A 19410-nucleotide genomic window follows, 5' to 3' on the forward strand; every position below is an offset into this window, starting at 1 on the left:
TCTTAGGCCTGATTCATCAGAATCACAGCACCAGTTACCAATAGGTTAACCAACGCCAGCGGCAAACAAATTTTCCAACCGAAGTTCATGACTTGGTCGTAACGTGGACGCATTAAAGAACCACGTGCCAATACAAACATCATTACGAAGAATGCTGTTTTAATCACAAACCAGAACACTGGTGGAACAAATGGAATTTCTAAATTAAATGGAGCTAACCAGCCACCAAAGAATAAAGTCACGATCAATGCAGAGATAAGTACAACGTTTACATATTCAGCAACGAAGAACATACCCCATTTCATACCGCCATATTCAACATGGTAACCTTCGGCCAATTCTTGTTCTGCTTCAGGTTGGTCAAATGGGTGACGGTGAGTTACCGCAACACCTGCAACAACGAAAATCAAGAAACCTAAGAACTGTGGAATGATGAACCAAACATCACGTTGAGCTTCAACAATTTCACGAAGGTTAAATGAACCAGCGATTGCAACCACACCCATTAGCGAGATACCCAAGAACACTTCATAAGAAATTGTTTGAGCAGCTGAACGCAAACCACCGAGTAATGAATATTTGTTATTTGATGACCAACCACCGAATAACACTGCATAAACCGCAATACCAGCCATTGCCATAAAGAACAACAAACCGATGCTCATGTCCGCAACACCCAATGCAGGGCTTACAGGAATAACCATGAACGAAAGCACCGCAGTTGCCATCGCAACTGCCGGAGCTAAACGGAAAGTTAATTTATCAGCAAATTTTGGTGTCCAGTCTTCTTTGAACATGATCTTAAGCATGTCGGCAACGATCTGGAACATACCACCAGGACCAACACGGTTTGGACCATAACGGTCTTGCCACCAAGCAAGCAAACGACGCTCAATGAAAGACATCAACGCTGCAACAAGAACAACAACAAGCAAAATCACAACTGCTTGAACAACAGCGTAAGCAATTGGCCAGTTCTCAGCCCAAAGTGGCGTTTGACGTATAATTTCTTGATTCATGAATTACACTCCTAATGCCACTGAAACAGGTTCAGCTAAAGATACTGTCGGAGCTAAACCAACTGGGTAACCAATATAACCTGTAGGTAAATATTCGATTACTTGTACAGGTAAGCTCACAGTTGTTTCGCCTGCTTTTACTGTAATACGTTGGCCTTCTTGTAGATTCAAACGTGTTGCGTCTTGTTCGCCCACAGCAAATACAGCTTCAGGAATACGAGTTTCCATTGCAGGTGTTTTAATTGTGAATTCACCAGAACCAAAGATATGGTGCATTGGTACAAGACGGAAGCTTTCAGGATTTGCAACTACAGCTGTTGGAGCGACATAGCTACGTGCTGGACGTTTTGCTAAACGGTCGAATAAACGAACGCCTGAATCACCACCTTTTAAGTGACCACCCACTTCATCTTGGTATTTGTTCCAAGATTGTGGAGAGTTCCAACCTGGTGCCCACGCAAATGGTACAAGCGAAGAAGCTTTTTGCGGACCTACATAACCTTCCATAGAGAATGTTAATGCTGAGTCTGGATCTGTCGGTTGTTTAGGTTCATGAACCGATAAAGGCGCACGCATTGCTGTACGACCAGAATAACGACGTGGTTCACGAGCAATTTTCAAACCATGTACACGGTAGCCAGCGTCTGGCGCAACATCTTGAATTGCTTCAAGTACTGGAACGTTCTTCACGATTGTTTCGATTACGTCGTCAAGTACTGTCCAATCAATTGGCTTGCCTTTAAGGCCAGTTTCAATGGCATGCAACCAACGCCAAGATTCTTTAATCGCGTATTCAGGTTTGTAGTAGCTTGGATCGTAAACTTGGTAGAAGCGTTGTGCACGACCTTCTTGGCTTACGACAGTACCATCACCTTCAGCAAAGCTTGCTGCTGAAAGTACAATATCAGCCTGTTTCACAGTTTCAGTTTCACTGTGGTCAAGCACGATTACTGTTTCAGCTTTATCAAGTGCTGCTTTAACTTGAGCGGCCGGTAAACGACGGAATAAGTCATTTTCAACAATAACAAGTGTGTCGTAGTCTTGAGCAAATGCTTGTTCAAGGCTTAAGCCACCAAATAATGCCAAGCCCATAGAGTTCACTTCAGGAACAACAAGGCTTAAACCAGCTTTTGAGCCAAGGTTTTGCGTTAACTCTGCTGCCGCTTCCATAATTGAAGCATCTTGCAAGCTCGTACCCGCAATAATTAACGGTTTGTTTGCTGCTTTTAAAGTGTCGGCAATAGTTTGAGCAAATGCTTTTGCATCTTCATCTAAACCATTAACTGTTTCACCTTTAACTGCCGCAGCAACTGCAAAACCTAAACGCGCAATATCATTTGGAGATGCAACAACTTCACCTGTCGCAACATCTGCAAGACGAGTTTGAGTTGCAGCCAAGATATAGATCGGAGATTTCGCTTCCTGACCAATACGTTGTACAGGCTCAGCCAACCAGTCCGGTGTACGTGTTTTTGCAGCCATTTCGCGAGCTTTGTTTTTTGCAGCTTGACGAACTGACAATGCCATACGTGGAGCAGTTTGAGTTAAATCTTCACCCAATATTAATACTGCATCGTAGCTTTCAATTTCACGCATGTTCGGGTTGTAAATACCCTCTGTTTGCATGATTGAAGCAGCAAGTTCAACGAGGCTTTGCTCTTTTTGTGCAACACCTGTTGAGTAGTTTGCTTGGCCCACTAGTTCACGCAATGCGTAATTTGATTCTAAGCTTGCACGTGGCGAACCAATACCTAGAACTTTTTTACCTTCAAGTTTCGCAATTGTTTGGTCCAACGCTTGGTCAACAGAAACAGTTGCTACTGTTTCGCCATTACGGAATTGAGGTTGACGTGGACGATCTGCACGGTTTACATAACCTGTGCCAAAACGGCCTTTGTCACAAAGGAAGTATTGGTTAACCGAACCATTGAAACGGTTTTCTACACGACGGATTTCGCCATAACGCTCACCCGGAGAGATGTTACAACCTGAAGAACAGCCATGACACACGCTTGGTGCATATTGCATATCCCATTTACGGTTATAGCGCTCTGAATGAGTCTTATCGGTAAATACACCAGTTGGACATACTTCAGTCAAGTTACCAGAGAATTCAGACTCTAAAGTACCTGATTCTGGACGACCAAAGTAAACACGTGATGCATTGGCATATACACCAAAGTCTGTACCGCCTGCATAATCTTTGTAGTAACGAACACAACGATAACAAGCAATACAACGGTTCATTTCATGTGCAATGAATGAGCCTAGTTCTTGGTTGTAATGTGTACGCTTAGTAAAACGATAGCGACGACGGTCGTGACCTGTCATTACAGTCATATCTTGTAAATGACAGTGACCACCCTCTTCACACACTGGACAGTCGTGTGGGTGATTGGTCATTAAGAACTCAACAATAGATTCACGGAAATCTACTGCTTCTTTGTCTTCAATCGAAATATAGGTATTGTCAGATGCTGGTGTCATACATGACATCACAAGACGTCCGCGCGTATCTTCAGGATTTGCATACTGAGTTACGGCACATTGACGACATGAACCAACAGAACCTAAGGATGGGTGCCAACAAAAATACGGAATATCAATGCCAAGGGATAAACATGCTTGTAGCAAGTTTTCTGATCCATTGACTTCGTACGATTTTCCATCGACATGAATTGTAGCCATAGTCGAATCCCTTAAGCTTGTTCTACGTTGCTAGTTTGCACGACAGGACGATCAGTCACTTTCGCTTCAAACTCGCTACGGAAATGTTTGAGTGCGCCCATAAGCGGCTCCATCGCACCTGGTGCGTGGGCACAGAAAGTCTTACCAATCCACAATTTACGAGTAAGTTCTTGTAAGTGGTCGATATCCTCTTTCTTACCTTCACCTGTCTCAAGTGCTTTAAGCGCTTTAACAGCCCATGGCAAACCATCACGGCAAGGTGTACACCAGCCACATGATTCACGCGCAAAGAATTCTTCCAGATTACGGGTCAACGACACCATACATTGGGTCTCGTCTACCACCATTAATAAACATGTTCCTAAACGCGAACCTGCTTTCATAATGGTTTCAGCATCCATTGGTAAATCAATGGTATCTGCCGGTAAAAAGTCAGTAGACGCACCGCCTGGTAACCATGCTTTAAGCTTCAAGCCATCACGCATACCACCAGCATGTTCTTCGATTACTTCACGTGCAGTCGTACCAAATGGTAGTTCCCAAAGACCAGGGAATTTTACTTTACCTGACGCACCATAAATCTTTGTGCCCGGATCTTTTGATTTACCTGCTGATAAACCGATATACCATTCTGGACCACGAAGCATGATTGCTGGCAAGTTGTTATAAGTTTCAACGTTGTTCACAATCGTTGGGCGACCCCATGCACCAGCAACTTGCGGGAATGGTGGTTTAGTACGTGGGTTAGCACGGCGACCTTCAAGTGAGTTAATCAATGCAGTTTCTTCACCACAAATATAACGACCTGCACCAGTGTGCACGTGTAACTCGAAGTTCCAGCCAGAACCTAAAATATTGTCACCTAAGTAACCTTTAGCGCGGATTTGCTCAAGCGCTTCATTTAGGTATTGTGCAGCCTCGATATATTCACCACGAATAAAGATATAACCCTGAGTTGCTTCTAGGGTATAACCTGCAATCAACATACCTTCGATCAATTGGTGAGGAAGTTTTTCCATCAACAAACGGTCTTTAAAGGTACCTGGTTCCATCTCATCGGCGTTACAGATCAAGTAACGTGGACCGCCATCATTTGGCGCCATAAGAGACCATTTGATCCCTGCAGGGAAGCCTGCACCACCACGACCTTTTACAGTTGCAGCTTTAATGACCTCAAGCACTTCAGCAGGTTTCATACCTAATGCTTTTTTAAAGCCGGCATAACCTTCAAGTGCTTCGTAATCGTCAGCACTACGTACCGATTCTTGTTTGCTTAAACGCCAAGTCAGTGGATGAGTTTCCGGATTACCGTCGCCATAAATTGGTTTTGGTTCAGTATTCATACATACTTCTCCAATAACTGTTTGATTGATGTCACTTCTACTAAACCGTGAGTATCTTCATCAATCATTAACGTTGGGCCTTTGTCACAGTTGCCTAGACAGCAAATTGGAAGCAGCGTAAAACGACCATCTTGTGTCGTTTGACCAAACTGAATACCTAATTCGCGTTGGAATGCTTCAGCAAGTGTTTCAGCACCCATCAAGAAGCAAGCAATTGAGTCACAAAGCAAAATTACGTGGCGACCTACAGGTTGGCGATAGATACGGTTGTAGAACGTTGCTACACCTTCCAAATCTGCAACACTGATCGTTAATAATTGTGCGATGGCGTTCATTTGAGCATCATCTACCCAGCCATTACGGCGCTGTACGCACTTTAATGCATCTAAAGAAGCTGCACGTGGGTATGGATAGTGACCAATGTGATGTTCAATTTCGTGGATTTCTTCAGCAGTCAAAATCCCTTCAACATTCACACGTGGTTTTTTATCAGTCAGAATCATCATTTTGCGTTACCTCTTAGCGATCCACGTCAGCCATAACCACGTCAATGGTCGCCAGATAAATGATTAAGTCAGATACTAAACTGCCGTTAATCACTGAAGGAATTTGCTGTAAGTGAGTAAACGTCGGTGTACGGATACGAGTACGATAACTCATCGTTGCCTTATCCGAAGTCAAGTAATAAGTACTTGCACCTTTCACAACTTCAGTCATGAATGACGCTTCACCAGCAGGCATGACAGGACCCCATGACACGCTCAAGAAGTGCGTAATCAAAGTTTCAATATCTTGTAACGTCTTATCTTTTGGTGGTGGAACAGCCAATGGGTGATCCGCTTTATATGGACCAGAAGGCATGTTATCCAAACACTGTTTGATAATTTTGAGTGATTGTTCAATTTCACGGAAGTGAACAAGTACACGAGCGTACGCATCGCCTTCATACTCAACCGGAACTTCGAAGTCGAAGTTTTCATAGCCACTGTATGGACGATATTTACGAACGTCGAAATCAATACCTGTTGCACGTAAACCAGTACCAGTTACACCCCATGCAAGCGCAGATTTGGCATCGTATTGAGCAACATTACGTGTACGGCCAATAAACACAGAGTTTTTAAATGCAGCTGTGTAGTATTCGTTCAAACGTTTTGGCATCCAATCTAGCAACTCTTTAACAAGTTTTTGCCAGTTGTTTGGAAGGTCATGTGCTGTACCACCAATACGGAACCATGCTGGGTGCATACGGTAACCCGTAATTGCTTCAACGATGTCGTATACTTTTTGACGGTCTGCGAACATATAGAATACTGGTGTCATACCACCGGCATCCTGAATTGCCGTACCACAGTAAAGTAAGTGGTTATTAATACGGAACAATTCGTTCAACATGACACGGATCACTTGTGCACGCTCAGGAACTTTAATTCCAGCAAGCTGCTCAACAGCCATGACATATGGCATGTTTTGCGCACAACCACCCAAGTAGTCAACACGGTCAGTATAAGGAATGAAAGAGTGCCATGTTTGACGCTCAGCCATCTTTTCCACACCGCGGTGGTGATAACCGATATCAGGAACACAGTCCTTCACTTCTTCACCGTCTAACTGCAATACAATACGGAATGCACCGTGCGCAGATGGATGGTTAGGACCCAAGTTCAAGAACATGAAGTCTTCGTCAGCGTTACCACGCTTAAGACCCCAGTCTTCTGGTACAAAGCGTAAGTGTTCCTGTTCGAAATCTTGCTTCGCTTTGTCTTGCATGTACGGCGTATATTCTGTCGCACGTGCTGAATATTCTTTACGAAGCGGGTGACCTTCCCAATAAGTTGGTAACAAGATACGACGAAGCATTGGATGCCCTTCGAAATTGATACCGAACATATCGTAAGCTTCACGTTCATACCAGTTGGCATTTGGCCAGATATTTGTCGCTGTCGGGAGGTTAAGATCGTTTTCGTTCAAGGCAACCTTGATACGAATGTCACTATTACGCTCAAGCGATAATAAATGATAGAACACAGTGAAGTCAGATGCTGGCAAACCATCACGATGTTGACGTAAACGCTCATCCATCGCTGATAAGTCAAACAGCATTACATAAGGACGTTCCACTTTACGCAGGAACATGAGGACTTCTTGCACGCGTGCGCGCTCAACCCAGACTGTTGGAAACTCTTCAAAAGTCGCCTGCACATAAAAGTTCTCACCAAATTTGGTTTTGAGCTCTTCTACGATTGCAAATGCTGGGCGTGAATCAACTGGTGTTGATTCTGGCATAGCAATGTCAGTTTCAGCCATTGGCTTGGCTTCCTATTTAATACAAATTCTGTCAATTTTCTCGATGAACATATCGGTTAGATATGTCAAAACACCGTCAAAAAATTATTTAATCTCATCCATAGAGCGTAAGTTTTTAACGGCAATACGCTGCGCATTCTTACGATCACGTTCTGGCATCATCTTTGGCTTATACACTGGCTGAAGATCATCACCAATCACGGCAGAAAGCGGGCGTCGCTCTAATTGAATCTGGTCTTGTAAAAGCATTAATGCTTGGATTAATGCTTCAGGACGAGGCGGACAACCTGGGACGTACACGTCAACAGGAATAATTTTGTCTACACCTTGTACTACTGAATAGATGTCGTACATACCTCCAGAGTTTGCACAAGCACCCATTGAAATAACCCATTTAGGTTCTAACATTTGTTCATACAAACGTTGGATAACCGGAGCCATTTTTACAAAGCAGGTACCTGCAACAATCATCAAGTCAGCCTGACGAGGTGAAGCACGAATAACCTCTGCACCGAAACGGGACAAGTCATGCACGCCTGTTAAAGTCGTTGCATATTCAACGTAACAACATGATGTACCAAAGTTAAATGGCCACAAAGAGTTTTTACGTCCCCAGTTTACTGCTGTATGCAAGACATCCTCTAAACGAGTCATGAATACGTTTTTATTCACTTCCTCTTCAAGTGGATCTGTCACAATTTGACGATCTTGCAATGGATATTGATCAGCATCCGGATTCGCGCGGGTCAGAGTATATTTCATCCCGACTTACTCCTTTTCAGATGACAATGCAGGTGTAGTTTTTGACTTAACACGACCTGATGATTGGGCTGGAATCTGGCCTGTAGGGTCAGTTACGAGCTCTTCAATAGAGTTAAAGCGTGTAATTTCAGCAATGTTCATTGTTGGTGAACCGACTTTAATCTTCTCACCTGCTAATTTACGGCGATCTGCCGGTGCCCAACTTAAAGCACCTACAGAGAAGGCATAAACAAGCGCAATTAATAGGTCAACGACAAAGATTACGACAGTGGTATAACCCAACCATCCTACTTCACGCACCGAAGTAGACCATGCATAGAGGTAAAGTGCCTCTAAGTCGAAAACAACGAAGAAAATTGCAACTAGATAGAACTTTGCAGACAGGCGAATGCGAGCGCCACCAGCACTCACGACACCTGATTCAAACTGCTCTTGCTTAGCACGTCCCCACGATTTTCCCCCGAGGAGTAAGGGAACTGTGAGCATAAAGACGCAAAGAAATGTAACGCCGATCACGAAGGCGATAATCGCCCAGTCGTATGGAGTAATGGCACTCATGCGGGGATAACTCCTGGCAGGCCTATTATTTAACAAAGAATGTATGTATTGGCCTTCAAATACACCAAACACAAAATTAATCCCGCCAATTGTACCTGATTTCTAATTTCCCTTGCTAGTTGAAGCGTCTTAGTCTTTTGGATGATTTTCCAATCAAAAGTAATCATCTATGTCTTGTAGAGGGGGTTTCACCGCTTATAATCGGTTTATTTGATAGTTTTCGCACTTGTAATGATTTTTTTCATTTTCTGATTTTTAATATTATTTGCACAATTGCTCAATCGGTCAAATTAAACACCTTACTTTTTTATAATATTAATCGGTTTTTTATTGTATTCATCTTCCCCTCTGAATTATGATGAATGTTTAATCATGCATTAATATTTTATTACTCTTGGATAAGAGTGTTTATCATTAAGGGCAGCTGATGCCATACTCACTTCGTGAATTTTCATTTTCTACCTCCCTGAAATTTTTTCTCTTATTTACCATCATTATTACGCTATGTTGCTTTATTGGAATTGCATCTCGCCCTCTTAGTTTTCTTGCTTTTTTCTGGCCTGCTAATTCGGTATTTCTAGGCCTATTGCTTCGTTTTCCACAAACTCGCCAAATAGGTAGTTTTGCTGGTGCTTTTACCGGTTACATGATTGCCGATTTAGTTAATGGCACACCTCTTTTTCTCACCCTTATTTTAACGATATCCAACTACCTGTATGTAGTAACGACTTTAGCACTCGCAATATTGTTTAATCGCCATATAAAAGCAGCTTATCAAGGCTATTCTTATTTACTCTTATTCGCACTATGCGGGATTGGCAGCATAACCGGTGCTTTGTTTGCAGCAACTTTTGTGCCTATGTTTAACACCAAATTTATGATTGGTAGTTTTTGGGCCGAATTTGGTTATTGGGTTACATCAGAGCTTCAAAATGCTTTATTGTTGTTGCCCATTATTTTAAACATCCCCCCTTACCTTAAAATAAAAAACCACCTTAAGGGTAATCGTATATATATCAAAGCGATTGATTTTTTGCCTTTATTCGCTGTTTTAATTTCGATAGGAGTGAGTTATTACGACTCGGGTCCAGGTTCCCTACTCTACCCCATCGCCGCATTAATCTGGTGCGCTATCCGCTATAAACCCATTATTGTTGCTCTCATTACATCCTTTACCAGTGCATATATTATTTATCATGTCTCAGGGCATTATTTATTACTGTATCCGCAAGACTATTTAGGCAATACCATTTCTATACGTATAGGGCTGATCATGATGACGGTTGCACCACTTACCGTTTCCAGTATTAGCGCACTCCATTCTGAATTAATTCAGAAGTTACAACATGCAATTGCCCATGATGAACTCACCTCAAGTTTAACTCGACGCCAATTTTTACAGTCAGTCCGCCTACTCCAAGAAAAAGTACAAAAGGAAAATAAGACCTCTGCATTTTTTATGTTGGACGTCGATCATTTTAAAAAAGTGAATGATAGTTATGGCCACTTAATTGGGGATAGAGCCTTACAGACCTGTGTAACGACCATACAAAATATTTTACATCCTCATGACTTACTAGGACGTTTTGGTGGAGAAGAATTCGCAATTTTTATTCCGGATACCACCAGAGAAGCTGCCTTTGAACTCGCGGAAAGAATACGCATTCAAATTAGTCAGCAACCGATTTATGTATATGGCAAATTACCCATCTTTGTGCAGGTAAGTATTGGTATTAGCTTATATTCTCCAAGCTATCACCGTTCTATTGAAAGTTTGTTTAAAGAAGCAGACGATGCACTCTATCAAGCAAAGCGCCAAGGGCGTAATAGAGTTTTTATTTCTTTGTAATATTTCCAAGTCATCATCTAGTGTAATGAATTTTATACAATATCTTCTGTTTTGCCATGTATGCTAATAACAGATAATAAGGAGAAAAATGCATGAATCTAGAATATACGCATAAACCAGACTATTACTTGTTTGCACAATTACTGGTGCGACATATAGAAAGCTATATTCATAAACACCCAGATGCAGATAATGCCATTTTTGACTTGCGAGATGTCTATGAAATTTTTAGGCAAGATTTCGCATCAACCACAACAAATCTAGAAGGCATTCTACATATTGCAGACTCATATAGAGTTGAGACTTTGAATGGGGATCAGCCTCTTATTCAAAAATATCAAATTGATGCTAAAAATAATTCGCTCTTGATTGACTTTAATATAGATGCACTCAATAGCCTGAGAAGCGGCAAACCTATTTTGGAACCTGATGCAACTCAGTTATAAATGAACCAATAAAAAAAGCACCTTATGCAGGTGCTTTTTTATTGCTCTTTAATGGCGGTTGTTTAAAGCGATGTGCTGGCCAAGTCATAATAAAGCGTGCGCCTCCCAAACTTGGACTTTCATCTACCTTAATTTCCCCACCAAACCAGTAAGCAATACGACTTACGATAGAGAGACCCAAACCATAACCGCCAGATGCGCGTGTACGACTGTCATCTAAACGGGCAAAGGCTTCGAATACACGTTTGCGGTCTTGCTCAGGAATACCCGGTCCGTCGTCTTCGACACAGACAAAAGCCATGCCATCACTATGAATACCGCCCGTAATCCGAACTTTGTTATCACAATAACGGACTGCATTACCTACCAGATTTTGCACGACACGGTGAAGGTAACGACGCTCTGCATCTACTTTCACATATAAAGGCGGTGGAATAAGTTCAATTTCTTTCTGTGTTTTTAAAGCCTCAGTTTCAACTGCAACCTGATCCAACACTTCAAAAAGTACAATTTCTGCAAAGTCTAATGAAGGTGTACCCTGCTCTAGTTTTGCATAAGTCATAATTTCATCAATTAAGGTATTGAGTGCTTCAATATCTTTATCAATCATGTCGACCTGATGCATACGATGATTGTAATCATCTTCTTCGGCTAACATTTCTGTACCAAAGCGAATACGTGCTACAGGCGTTCTCAGCTCATGAGATACTGCTCTCATTAACTCACGTTGAGCCTCAATCAAACGCTGAATATGGTCAGACATATTGTTATAACTTGAAGCCAAGTTTGCCATTTCGTCGCTTCCTTCAATAGGAACACGCAGTGACAAATCACCCGATTTCATACGGTTTAATGCATAACGCACCTGTCGGATTTTGCGCTCTAACGGTAAAATCAAACCGTAAACGCCTAGACTTAATAAAAACAAGCTAAATAAAGTAATACCCGCCGAAAGCTGTAAAGGCATCCAGTTAAACATTGGAACCGGACCCAGCACTAACACCTGCGCAGGATGATTCGGTATTGGAGACACAATCGAAATGGTTGTACCGCGCACTGTTGCACTATCTTTGTACAACATGACACTTTGGTCTTGGCGCAAACGTCCAATCTGTTCAGAGTCCAGATTTACATCTTGGATGTTTTGAATATTGATCGGATATGAGAAATGCTTTTCAATCTTGGCAAGATATTCTTGTTCCTGCCCCGGATAAAACATTAAATAGTCGAGCACAAAAATAGGAAGAGCCTTCATTTGGCGTTCAGTGATTTTGTCGACTTTTATAGATAGGTAATGTTGTGGGTCGTCACGCAAGCCAATAATGACATATGCAATGCTATTGCTTGCATCGTAACGAACTACAGATTTTTGTGCTTCGATCCGCTTTTTCTCGGTACGAGACAGCTCAACCTTACTTGCATCGGTATAATAAATTGGAAGTTCGAGCAAATCAGATGCGTCAGAAATCCAATCTATTTTTTGCTGCTTCCCAGGTTGTCGAGCGACTCCTTCACTAATGACATAAGAAATACCATCAGTTAAAGATTCTCGGTATTCTTGTGCGCGTTGGTAGTTGATAATTTGTACCAGTAAATACCCAAAAACAGCCACCAAAACAACAAGAATTACCAGCCCCGCATATATTCGCAGGAATATACTGTGTTTAAACACTCGACCAACCTTATAGGAAGTTTAATCAGATTTTACAATCCATTGGTTTCTTTAACAAACAAGTAACCTTTACTACGTACAGTTTTAATACGTTTTGGATTTTCAGGATCATCGCCAATTTTTGGACGAATACGTGAAATACGTACGTCAATTGAACGGTCTTGACCATCGTATTCGATACCACGTAAACGTTCGAAGATATCTTCACGCGATAAAATACGGCCAGCGTTTGATGCAAGCAACCATAACAAGTCATATTCAGCACTTGTAAAGTCAACAAGCTCACCGTTCAACGTTACCGAACGGCCACCATTGTCGATGACGAGGTCGTCAAACTCAATACGTTGAGCAACTTCATCTTCAACAGTTTTATCCGTACGGCGTAACAAAGCACGAATACGCGCTAATAATACACGTGGTTGAACTGGTTTCGCGACATAATCGTCTGCACCCATTTCCAGACCAAGTACCTGATCCATATCTTCAGTACGTGCAGTCAACATTAAGATTGGTTGATGATAGTGTGGGCGAACTTCACGACAAACGGTTAAACCATCTGCACCCGGCAACATGACATCCAAGACCACAAGATCCGGTTGCTCACTAATAATACGACGAATTGCACGGTTACCATCGGTTTCTACACCAACTTCCAAACCGTTACGGATTAAATATTCTTGAGTTAATCGCGCTAAACGCTCGTCGTCTTCAACGATCAGAATCTTTGGTAACTTTTCTTCTTGGCTCATATCATTGCCCCTATAAATCTCATTACATGTATCTTAAAAATCTTGCAGATACATTCGTTTATCATTTGCAATATACACACGTTTACATTGTAAACAAGTAGGCGTTCACCAAACTGATACATGACAACCATGTTTTGTTGCATTTTATTAATCTTTGAATTTTCAGGTATTTTTATTATCTGTTTATTGTTCTTAAATGTCATAATCTATTCATATTTCCTATGTATGAATATTAAACAAATTATTTCTTCACTAAATTTAAATTCACTCAAGTGTTTGTTTTTTGAGTTATCCACAAAGTTATCTATAAGTGTTTTTTCACAGCTTTGGTATGCTATCTCCCGACAAATCATACAGATAAAAAATTACTAAAAAGTCAAGATTGATCTACCGTAAAAAATCCCGTATCTTGTGTTGAAAATAAACTTTAACTACTAAGTCTTGTGTTTATCCCTCAAATATCGTGGCATGTTTTTTGCTCGGTTCAAACGGTCTATGAACATAACAAAAGTGACAATGGAGCTATGCTGGCATGAGCGTAATTACTTCGACTCCCGGTCAAATTCAGGTGATTAAACGCACCGGAGATGTTGCTGCATTTGATGCAGAGAAAATTTCTGTTGCGATTGGTAAAGCTTTTCTTGCTGTGGAAGGTCAACAAAGTGCGGATTCGAGCCGTATTCACGACCGTATTACCCAACTGACGGAAATGGTACTGAACACTTTCACTCGCCGTTTACCTTCTGGCGGTACCATTCATATTGAAGAGATTCAAGATCAAGTTGAACTTGCACTGATGCGTACTGGGGAGCACAAAGTCGCTCGTGCTTACGTTATCTATCGCGATCAACGCGCAAGTGCCCGTAAAGACACAAATTCTAATCATCACCCTACCTTGCAAGTTACCGATGCAAACGGTCAGCTTCAACCACTTGATTTAAGTGCACTGCAAGCAACTGTAAATCGAGCTGCTGAAGGCTTAGAAGGTATTGATGTTCAAGCAATTATCGATGAAACCGTTAAAAACTTATATAACGGCGTAAAAGAAAGCGATATTGCTACCACCATGATGATGGCAACACGTACACGTATTGAACAAGAACCTAACTATACATACGTAACTGCACGTTTGCTTCGTGATGAGTTGGTAAGCACTGGCTTAGCATTCTTAGGTTTACCGGCCGATACAGCTGAAAACAATGCACTTGAAGCATTCTTGAAAAAAGGTGTAGAGCTTGATTTGCTTTCACCGGACTTGCTTAAGTTCGATCTAGAAAAACTAGCAGCAGCGATTCAACCGGAACGTTCTAACCAGTTTACCTACTTAGGTTTACAGACTCTATTTGACCGTTACTTCATCCATTCAAATGGCGTTCGCTTCGAATTACCACAATTATTCTTCATGCGTGTGTCAATGGGTCTTGCACTTAATGAGCAAGACAAAGAAGAGCGTGCAATCGAATTCTATAACTTGTTGTCTAGCTTTGACTACATGGCCTCTACGCCTACCCTGTTTAACTCAGGTACATTACGTCCACAGCTTTCAAGCTGTTACTTAACAACGATTGGCGATGACCTTTATGATATTTATGGTGCAATGCGTGACAACGCGATGCTCTCTAAATGGGCAGGTGGTTTAGGTAATGACTGGACACCTGTACGTGCCTTGAACTCTTATATTAAAGGTACAAACGGTAAATCTCAGGGTGTTGTTCCGTTCCTTAAAGTTGCGAACGATACAGCCGTTGCGGTAAACCAAGGTGGTAAGCGTAAAGGTGCGGTATGTGCGTACTTAGAAACTTGGCACTTAGACATCGAAGAATTCTTAGAACTTCGTAAAAACACAGGTGATGACCGTCGTCGTACTCACGACATGAACACTGCAAACTGGGTTCCTGACCTATTTATGCAACGTGTGTTTGAAGATGGCGAATGGACACTATTCACTCCGTCTGAAACTCCAGACCTACACGATTTAACTGGTGCTGAGTTTGCTGAACGCTATGCATACTATGAGTCTGTTGCGAAAGAACAGAACATGTTGCACAAGAAAGTACGTGCGAAAGACTTATGGCGCAAAATGCTTTCTATGTTGTTCGAAACTGGTCACCCTTGGATCACGTTTAAAGATGTTTGTAACTTACGTTCACCACAACAACACGTTGGCGTAGTTCACTCATCTAACCTATGTACTGAAATTACGTTAAACACCAACCAAGACGAAATTGCGGTATGTAACTTAGGTTCGATCAACCTTGTTCAACACGTTAAAGGTGGCGTATTAGACCGTGAGAAGTTAGCGCGTACTGTTAAAACAGCAGTTCGTATGCTCGATAACGTTATCGACATTAACTACTACGCTGTACCACAAGCGAAGAACTCTAACTTGAAACACCGCCCTGTTGGTATGGGTATCATGGGCTTCCAAGATGCACTTTACGAAATGGGTATGGCTTACGGTTCTGATGAAGCTGTGAACTTTGCTGACGAGTCAATGGAAGTGATTAGCTACTATGCAATCCAAACTTCAAGTGACTTGGCTGTTGAACGTGGTGCTTACTCAACATTTAAGGGTTCATTGTGGGATCAAGGCATCCTTCCAATCGACTCTTTAGAAATTGTTGCGAAATCTCGTCCAGAACGTATGTTTGAAGTTGACCGTACTCAACGTTTAGATTGGGACAGTTTACGTGCCAAAGTTCAAAAAGACGGTATGCGTAACTCAAACGTAATGGCGATTGCTCCAACTGCAACCATTTCGAACATTTGTGGTGTTTCTCAGTCTATTGAGCCAACATTCCAAAACTTATATGTGAAATCTAACTTGTCTGGTGAGTTCACTGTAATTAACCCTTACCTTGTTCGTGCATTAAAAGAACGTGGTCTTTGGGACACAGTGATGGTCAATGACCTCAAACACTTTGAAGGTTCAGTACAAAAAATTGCTCGTATTCCTGAAGAATTAAAAGCAATCTTTGCAACTGCGTTTGAAGTTGAGCCACGCTGGATTGTTGATGCTGCATCACGCCGCCAAAAATGGATTGATCAAGCACAATCTCTTAACCTTTACATCTCTGGTGCAAACGGTAAGAAACTTGACATCACTTATAAGATGGCATGGTTACGTGGTCTTAAGACGACTTATTACCTCCGTGCGTTAGGCGCAACATCTGCTGAAAAATCTACAATTAACACAGGTGCGTTAAACGCGGTTAAACCTGCAACTGTAGAAGCAGCAGCACCTGTGGCAGCTCCAGTGGTAGAAGCGAAGAAGCCTGAAGCAGTTGAAGAAGACGGCTTTACTCAAGCAGCTCCGGTTCCTATGGCTTGTTCAATCGACAACCCAGATTGCGAAGCTTGCCAATAACATTCAATAAAGTTGCTCTTTAACAAAAAGAGCAACTTTAAACGAGGTAAAGATTATGTTTTTTCATCTCAGCCATAACTATATGCTTGGTGTTGGAATCTTAATCTTTGCCTTTATTTTCTTTTATACGCCTATGGTTTACGCCTTTTTTAAAATTCGTAAACAACAGCGTAAGCAAAATAAGTTGTAGGGATAATGGACCAAAGGCCCAAAATTTGGTCATACATCAATAAAACTTAATTTTGTTTACACATTATGAGCGTATAGTAGTGACATCTTCGTTTAGAGATGTCGAACATAGATATATACAACGAAGAGAGAACAACAATGTCTATCCTTAGTTGGGACGATTTTGAAGATGATTCGCAAAAACCGGCTGCACCTGAACACAAGTCTGCGCCCGTCAACCCGGAAAAAACGCCTGATTCGCAGAATGTATCTGCTGCGCAGCCATCATCGCAGAGCGTGGCAGCTCCACAATCCACTGGAACCCATTCCGTGCGATCAACAAATCCAACCGATTCAATGGCTCGAGCATCTGAAGCCTTAGAACATTTGGATGTTGCTCCTGGCCTTGAAGAGTTAGAAATGGGCGCGCAACGCGTTCAGGTTGACGACAAAGCCATGATTAACTGTCGCGCCGACTTGAACCAGCTTGTTCCATTTAAATATGAGTGGGCTTGGCAAAAATATCTAGATGGTTGTGCAAACCACTGGATGCCTCAAGAAGTGAACATGAACCACGATATCGCACTTTGGAAGTCTGAAAATGGCTTAACTGAAGATGAGCGTACGATCGTTATGCGTTCTTTAGGTTTCTTCTCGACTGCGGACTCTTTGGTTGCGAATAACCTCGTATTGGCAATTTACCGTCACATCACGAACCCTGAATGCCGTCAGTACATTTTGCGTCAAGCGTTTGAAGAAGCAATTCACACTCACGCTTACCAATACTGTATCGAATCTTTAGGTATGGATGAAGGCGAAGTCTTCAACATGTACCGCGAGATTCCATCGGTTGCGCGTAAAGCAGCTTGGGGCTTGAAGTACACTCAATCGTTAAGTGACCCTACTTTCCACACAGGTACGCCTGAAAACGACCAACGTTTACTTCGTAACTTGATCGCGTTCTACTGTGTTCTTGAAGGGATCTTCTTCTACTGTGGCTTTACTCAAATTTTGAGTATGGGTCGCCGTAACAAGATGAATGGTGTTGCTGAGCAGTTCCAATACATCTTGCGTGATGAGTCTATGCACTTGAACTTTGGTATCGACATGATTAACCAAATCAAGATTGAGAACCCTCACCTTTGGACTGCCGAGTTCCAACAAGAAGTAATTCAAATGATTCTTGAAGGTACAATGCTTGAAATCGAATATGCACGTGACACAATGCCACGTGGTGTATTGGGTATGAACGCAAGCATGATGGAAGAATATTTGAAATTCATCTGTAACCGTCGTTTATCTCAGTTAGGTTTACCAGAGCAATTTGCTGGTGTAACTAACCCATTTGCGTGGATGTCGGAGATGATGGACTTACGTAAAGAGAAGAACTTCTTTGAAACTCGCGTAACTGACTACCAAACTGGTGGTGCGTTAAGCTGGTAAGTTGAAGCGTTCTTACTCAAAGTAATTTGAGACTATAAAAAATCCGACTCTATGTCGGATTTTTTATAATTATTAGTATTAAATTGAACCAGATTAGCTTATAAGAGATATATTATGAATTTAAAGTATTTAATGATTTCTAGCCTCATAAGTGTATTTTTATTAGGTAGTGCAGGCTGCTCAGAACCTATTCCCCAACAAAATAAAACTCAAAGTGAAGCAAGCCAATTATATGAACAAGGCGGTAAATATTTCTTAGGTAAAGATGCTCCTAAAGACTATCAAAAAGCTTTTTCTTATTTCCAAATGGCAGCTGAAAAAGGCTTACCTATTGCACAAAATGATTTAGCAGGAATGTATTCCAAAGGAATAGGCACTCCGAAAAATGAAGAAAAAGCTTACTATTGGTATGAGAAAGCTGCTAAAAACAACTTTCCAGAAGCTCAATATAATTTGGGTTTGATGTACGATAATGGCTATTATGTAAATAAAGATAGATCAAAAGCTTTAGAATTTTATAAATTATCTTCTGATCAAGGATATGCTAAAGCTCAATATAATTTAGCAAATGCTTATCTTTCAGGGAATGGAATAAAAAAAGATATTAATTTAGCGCTAGAATTATATAAGAAAGCTGCAGATCAAAATCTTTCTGAAGCTCAATATAATTTAGCAAATATTTATTCTGATGGTACTCTTGTTAAACAAGATAATGAAAAAGCTTTAGAGCTATATATAAAAGTAGCAGAAAAAGGCGTACCTGAAGCTCAAAATAATCTAGCCTATATGTATGCTAATGTTTTTTCGGATTATGAAAAAGCTAAATTTTGGTTCCAAAAAGCTGCCGACAATGGATATGAACCAGCAAAAGAAGCTTTACAACAATTTCATTAAATTACAATAAAATTAAAAATTATATAAAAATAGATTTATTAATCGGTACACTCTGAATATTAAATCTATTTTTATTAACAACACTTTTAATGATCAGAAAAAATTTATTTTGAATTACTTTTATTTCCTTAAATATAAACTTCTT

Annotated in this window: 16 protein-coding genes; 6 read left to right on the forward strand and 10 right to left on the reverse strand. The window is 41.2% G+C overall.

All coding sequences use genetic code 11. The features are described from left to right. Positions 1–2 precede the first annotated feature (2 nt). The 7 genes from nuoH to ndhC all read right to left on the reverse strand — a co-directional run bounded on the left by nuoH (position 3) and on the right by ndhC (position 8677). Positions 3–1019, reverse strand: coding sequence for an NADH-quinone oxidoreductase subunit NuoH (nuoH, locus tag KNQ97_RS14430; RefSeq protein WP_001070989.1), 1017 nt, complete (start codon positions 1017–1019; stop codon positions 3–5). Positions 1020–1022: 3 nt separating this feature from the next. Continuing rightward, positions 1023–3707 (reverse strand): NADH-quinone oxidoreductase subunit NuoG, encoded by a 2685-nt coding sequence (gene nuoG, locus KNQ97_RS14435; RefSeq protein WP_000190957.1) that lies wholly within the window; start codon positions 3705–3707, stop codon positions 1023–1025. An 11-nt stretch (positions 3708–3718) separates the two neighbouring features. Continuing rightward, the gene (gene nuoF, locus KNQ97_RS14440; RefSeq protein ID WP_001091095.1) at positions 3719–5050 is read right to left on the reverse strand and encodes an NADH-quinone oxidoreductase subunit NuoF; all 1332 of its coding nucleotides are present in this window, start codon (positions 5048–5050) and stop codon (positions 3719–3721) included. Further along, complete coding sequence (nuoE, locus tag KNQ97_RS14445; protein ID WP_000973142.1) at positions 5047–5556, reverse strand: NADH-quinone oxidoreductase subunit NuoE; 510 nt, start codon at positions 5554–5556, stop codon at positions 5047–5049. Before nuoE ends, nuoF begins: the two co-directional genes overlap by 4 nt. 13 nt (positions 5557–5569) lie before the next feature. Continuing rightward, entirely contained in the window at positions 5570–7357 is a 1788-nt protein-coding gene (gene nuoC, locus KNQ97_RS14450) for an NADH-quinone oxidoreductase subunit C/D (RefSeq protein ID WP_000852150.1), read from the reverse strand. Positions 7358–7441: 84 nt separating this feature from the next. Beyond that, on the reverse strand, positions 7442–8119 hold the full coding sequence (locus KNQ97_RS14455; RefSeq protein ID WP_000878003.1) for an NADH-quinone oxidoreductase subunit B family protein: 678 nt from the start codon (positions 8117–8119) through the stop codon (positions 7442–7444). A 6-nt stretch (positions 8120–8125) separates the two neighbouring features. Continuing rightward, positions 8126–8677, reverse strand: a complete 552-nt coding sequence (gene ndhC, locus KNQ97_RS14460) for an NADH-quinone oxidoreductase subunit A (protein ID WP_001274550.1) — start codon at positions 8675–8677, stop codon at positions 8126–8128. Between the two features lie 427 nt (positions 8678–9104). Here ndhC and KNQ97_RS14465 point away from each other — a divergent pair, with 427 nt between their 5' ends. Together KNQ97_RS14465 and KNQ97_RS14470 are read left to right on the forward strand one after the other, a co-directional pair. Next, entirely contained in the window at positions 9105–10526 is a 1422-nt protein-coding gene (locus tag KNQ97_RS14465; protein ID WP_001147032.1) for a sensor domain-containing diguanylate cyclase, read from the forward strand. 92 nt (positions 10527–10618) lie between these two features. Further along, on the forward strand, positions 10619–10972 hold the full coding sequence (locus KNQ97_RS14470; protein ID WP_001047854.1) for a hypothetical protein: 354 nt from the start codon (positions 10619–10621) through the stop codon (positions 10970–10972). A gap of 22 nt (positions 10973–10994) precedes the next feature. Here KNQ97_RS14470 and bfmS read toward each other — a convergent pair whose 3' ends face one another. Genes bfmS through KNQ97_RS14485 form a run of 3 tightly spaced genes read right to left on the reverse strand, consistent with a single transcriptional unit; the run spans position 10995 to position 13596 of the window. After that, complete coding sequence (gene bfmS, locus KNQ97_RS14475) at positions 10995–12644, reverse strand: sensor histidine kinase BfmS (protein ID WP_005129536.1); 1650 nt, start codon at positions 12642–12644, stop codon at positions 10995–10997. Between the two features lie 32 nt (positions 12645–12676). Further along, the gene (gene bfmR, locus KNQ97_RS14480; protein WP_000076440.1) at positions 12677–13393 is read right to left on the reverse strand and encodes a response regulator transcription factor BfmR; all 717 of its coding nucleotides are present in this window, start codon (positions 13391–13393) and stop codon (positions 12677–12679) included. Next, positions 13390–13596 (reverse strand): hypothetical protein, encoded by a 207-nt coding sequence (locus KNQ97_RS14485; RefSeq protein WP_000143214.1) that lies wholly within the window; start codon positions 13594–13596, stop codon positions 13390–13392. Before KNQ97_RS14485 ends, bfmR begins: the two co-directional genes overlap by 4 nt. A gap of 329 nt (positions 13597–13925) precedes the next feature. Between KNQ97_RS14485 and KNQ97_RS14490 the strand changes: the two genes are divergently transcribed. From KNQ97_RS14490 to KNQ97_RS14505, 4 genes are all read left to right on the forward strand, one after another. After that, the gene (locus tag KNQ97_RS14490; protein WP_000111541.1) at positions 13926–16760 is read left to right on the forward strand and encodes a ribonucleoside-diphosphate reductase subunit alpha; all 2835 of its coding nucleotides are present in this window, start codon (positions 13926–13928) and stop codon (positions 16758–16760) included. 55 nt (positions 16761–16815) lie between these two features. After that, the gene (locus KNQ97_RS14495) at positions 16816–16950 is read left to right on the forward strand and encodes a hypothetical protein (RefSeq protein ID WP_000465010.1); all 135 of its coding nucleotides are present in this window, start codon (positions 16816–16818) and stop codon (positions 16948–16950) included. 137 nt (positions 16951–17087) lie between these two features. Next, positions 17088–18371, forward strand: a complete 1284-nt coding sequence (locus KNQ97_RS14500; protein ID WP_000025827.1) for a ribonucleotide-diphosphate reductase subunit beta — start codon at positions 17088–17090, stop codon at positions 18369–18371. A gap of 114 nt (positions 18372–18485) precedes the next feature. Next, the gene (locus tag KNQ97_RS14505) at positions 18486–19265 is read left to right on the forward strand and encodes a tetratricopeptide repeat protein (protein ID WP_004842275.1); all 780 of its coding nucleotides are present in this window, start codon (positions 18486–18488) and stop codon (positions 19263–19265) included. Positions 19266–19410 lie beyond the last annotated feature (145 nt).

The organism is Acinetobacter sp. UC24323 (assembly GCF_024151445.1).
In the GTDB taxonomy this organism is placed as follows: Bacteria; Pseudomonadota; Gammaproteobacteria; order Pseudomonadales; family Moraxellaceae; genus Acinetobacter; species Acinetobacter baumannii.

What these genes read in the sequence shown, in the direction of transcription:
- nuoH (WP_001070989.1), bottom strand. Translation starts at nt 1,019, where the DNA reads ATGAATCAAGAAATTATACGTCAAACGCCACTTTGGGCTGAGAACTGG.
- nuoG (WP_000190957.1), bottom strand. Translation starts at nt 3,707, where the DNA reads ATGGCTACAATTCATGTCGATGGAAAATCGTACGAAGTCAATGGATCA.
- nuoF (WP_001091095.1), bottom strand. Translation starts at nt 5,050, where the DNA reads ATGAATACTGAACCAAAACCAATTTATGGCGACGGTAATCCGGAAACT.
- nuoE (WP_000973142.1), bottom strand. Translation starts at nt 5,556, where the DNA reads ATGATGATTCTGACTGATAAAAAACCACGTGTGAATGTTGAAGGGATT.
- nuoC (WP_000852150.1), bottom strand. Translation starts at nt 7,357, where the DNA reads ATGGCTGAAACTGACATTGCTATGCCAGAATCAACACCAGTTGATTCA.
- KNQ97_RS14455 (WP_000878003.1), bottom strand. Translation starts at nt 8,119, where the DNA reads ATGAAATATACTCTGACCCGCGCGAATCCGGATGCTGATCAATATCCA.
- ndhC (WP_001274550.1), bottom strand. Translation starts at nt 8,677, where the DNA reads ATGAGTGCCATTACTCCATACGACTGGGCGATTATCGCCTTCGTGATC.
- KNQ97_RS14465 (WP_001147032.1), top strand. Translation starts at nt 9,105, where the DNA reads ATGCCATACTCACTTCGTGAATTTTCATTTTCTACCTCCCTGAAATTT.
- KNQ97_RS14470 (WP_001047854.1), top strand. Translation starts at nt 10,619, where the DNA reads ATGAATCTAGAATATACGCATAAACCAGACTATTACTTGTTTGCACAA.
- bfmR (WP_000076440.1), bottom strand. Translation starts at nt 13,393, where the DNA reads ATGAGCCAAGAAGAAAAGTTACCAAAGATTCTGATCGTTGAAGACGAC.
- KNQ97_RS14485 (WP_000143214.1), bottom strand. Translation starts at nt 13,596, where the DNA reads ATGACATTTAAGAACAATAAACAGATAATAAAAATACCTGAAAATTCA.
- KNQ97_RS14490 (WP_000111541.1), top strand. Translation starts at nt 13,926, where the DNA reads ATGAGCGTAATTACTTCGACTCCCGGTCAAATTCAGGTGATTAAACGC.
- KNQ97_RS14495 (WP_000465010.1), top strand. Translation starts at nt 16,816, where the DNA reads ATGTTTTTTCATCTCAGCCATAACTATATGCTTGGTGTTGGAATCTTA.
- KNQ97_RS14500 (WP_000025827.1), top strand. Translation starts at nt 17,088, where the DNA reads ATGTCTATCCTTAGTTGGGACGATTTTGAAGATGATTCGCAAAAACCG.
- KNQ97_RS14505 (WP_004842275.1), top strand. Translation starts at nt 18,486, where the DNA reads ATGAATTTAAAGTATTTAATGATTTCTAGCCTCATAAGTGTATTTTTA.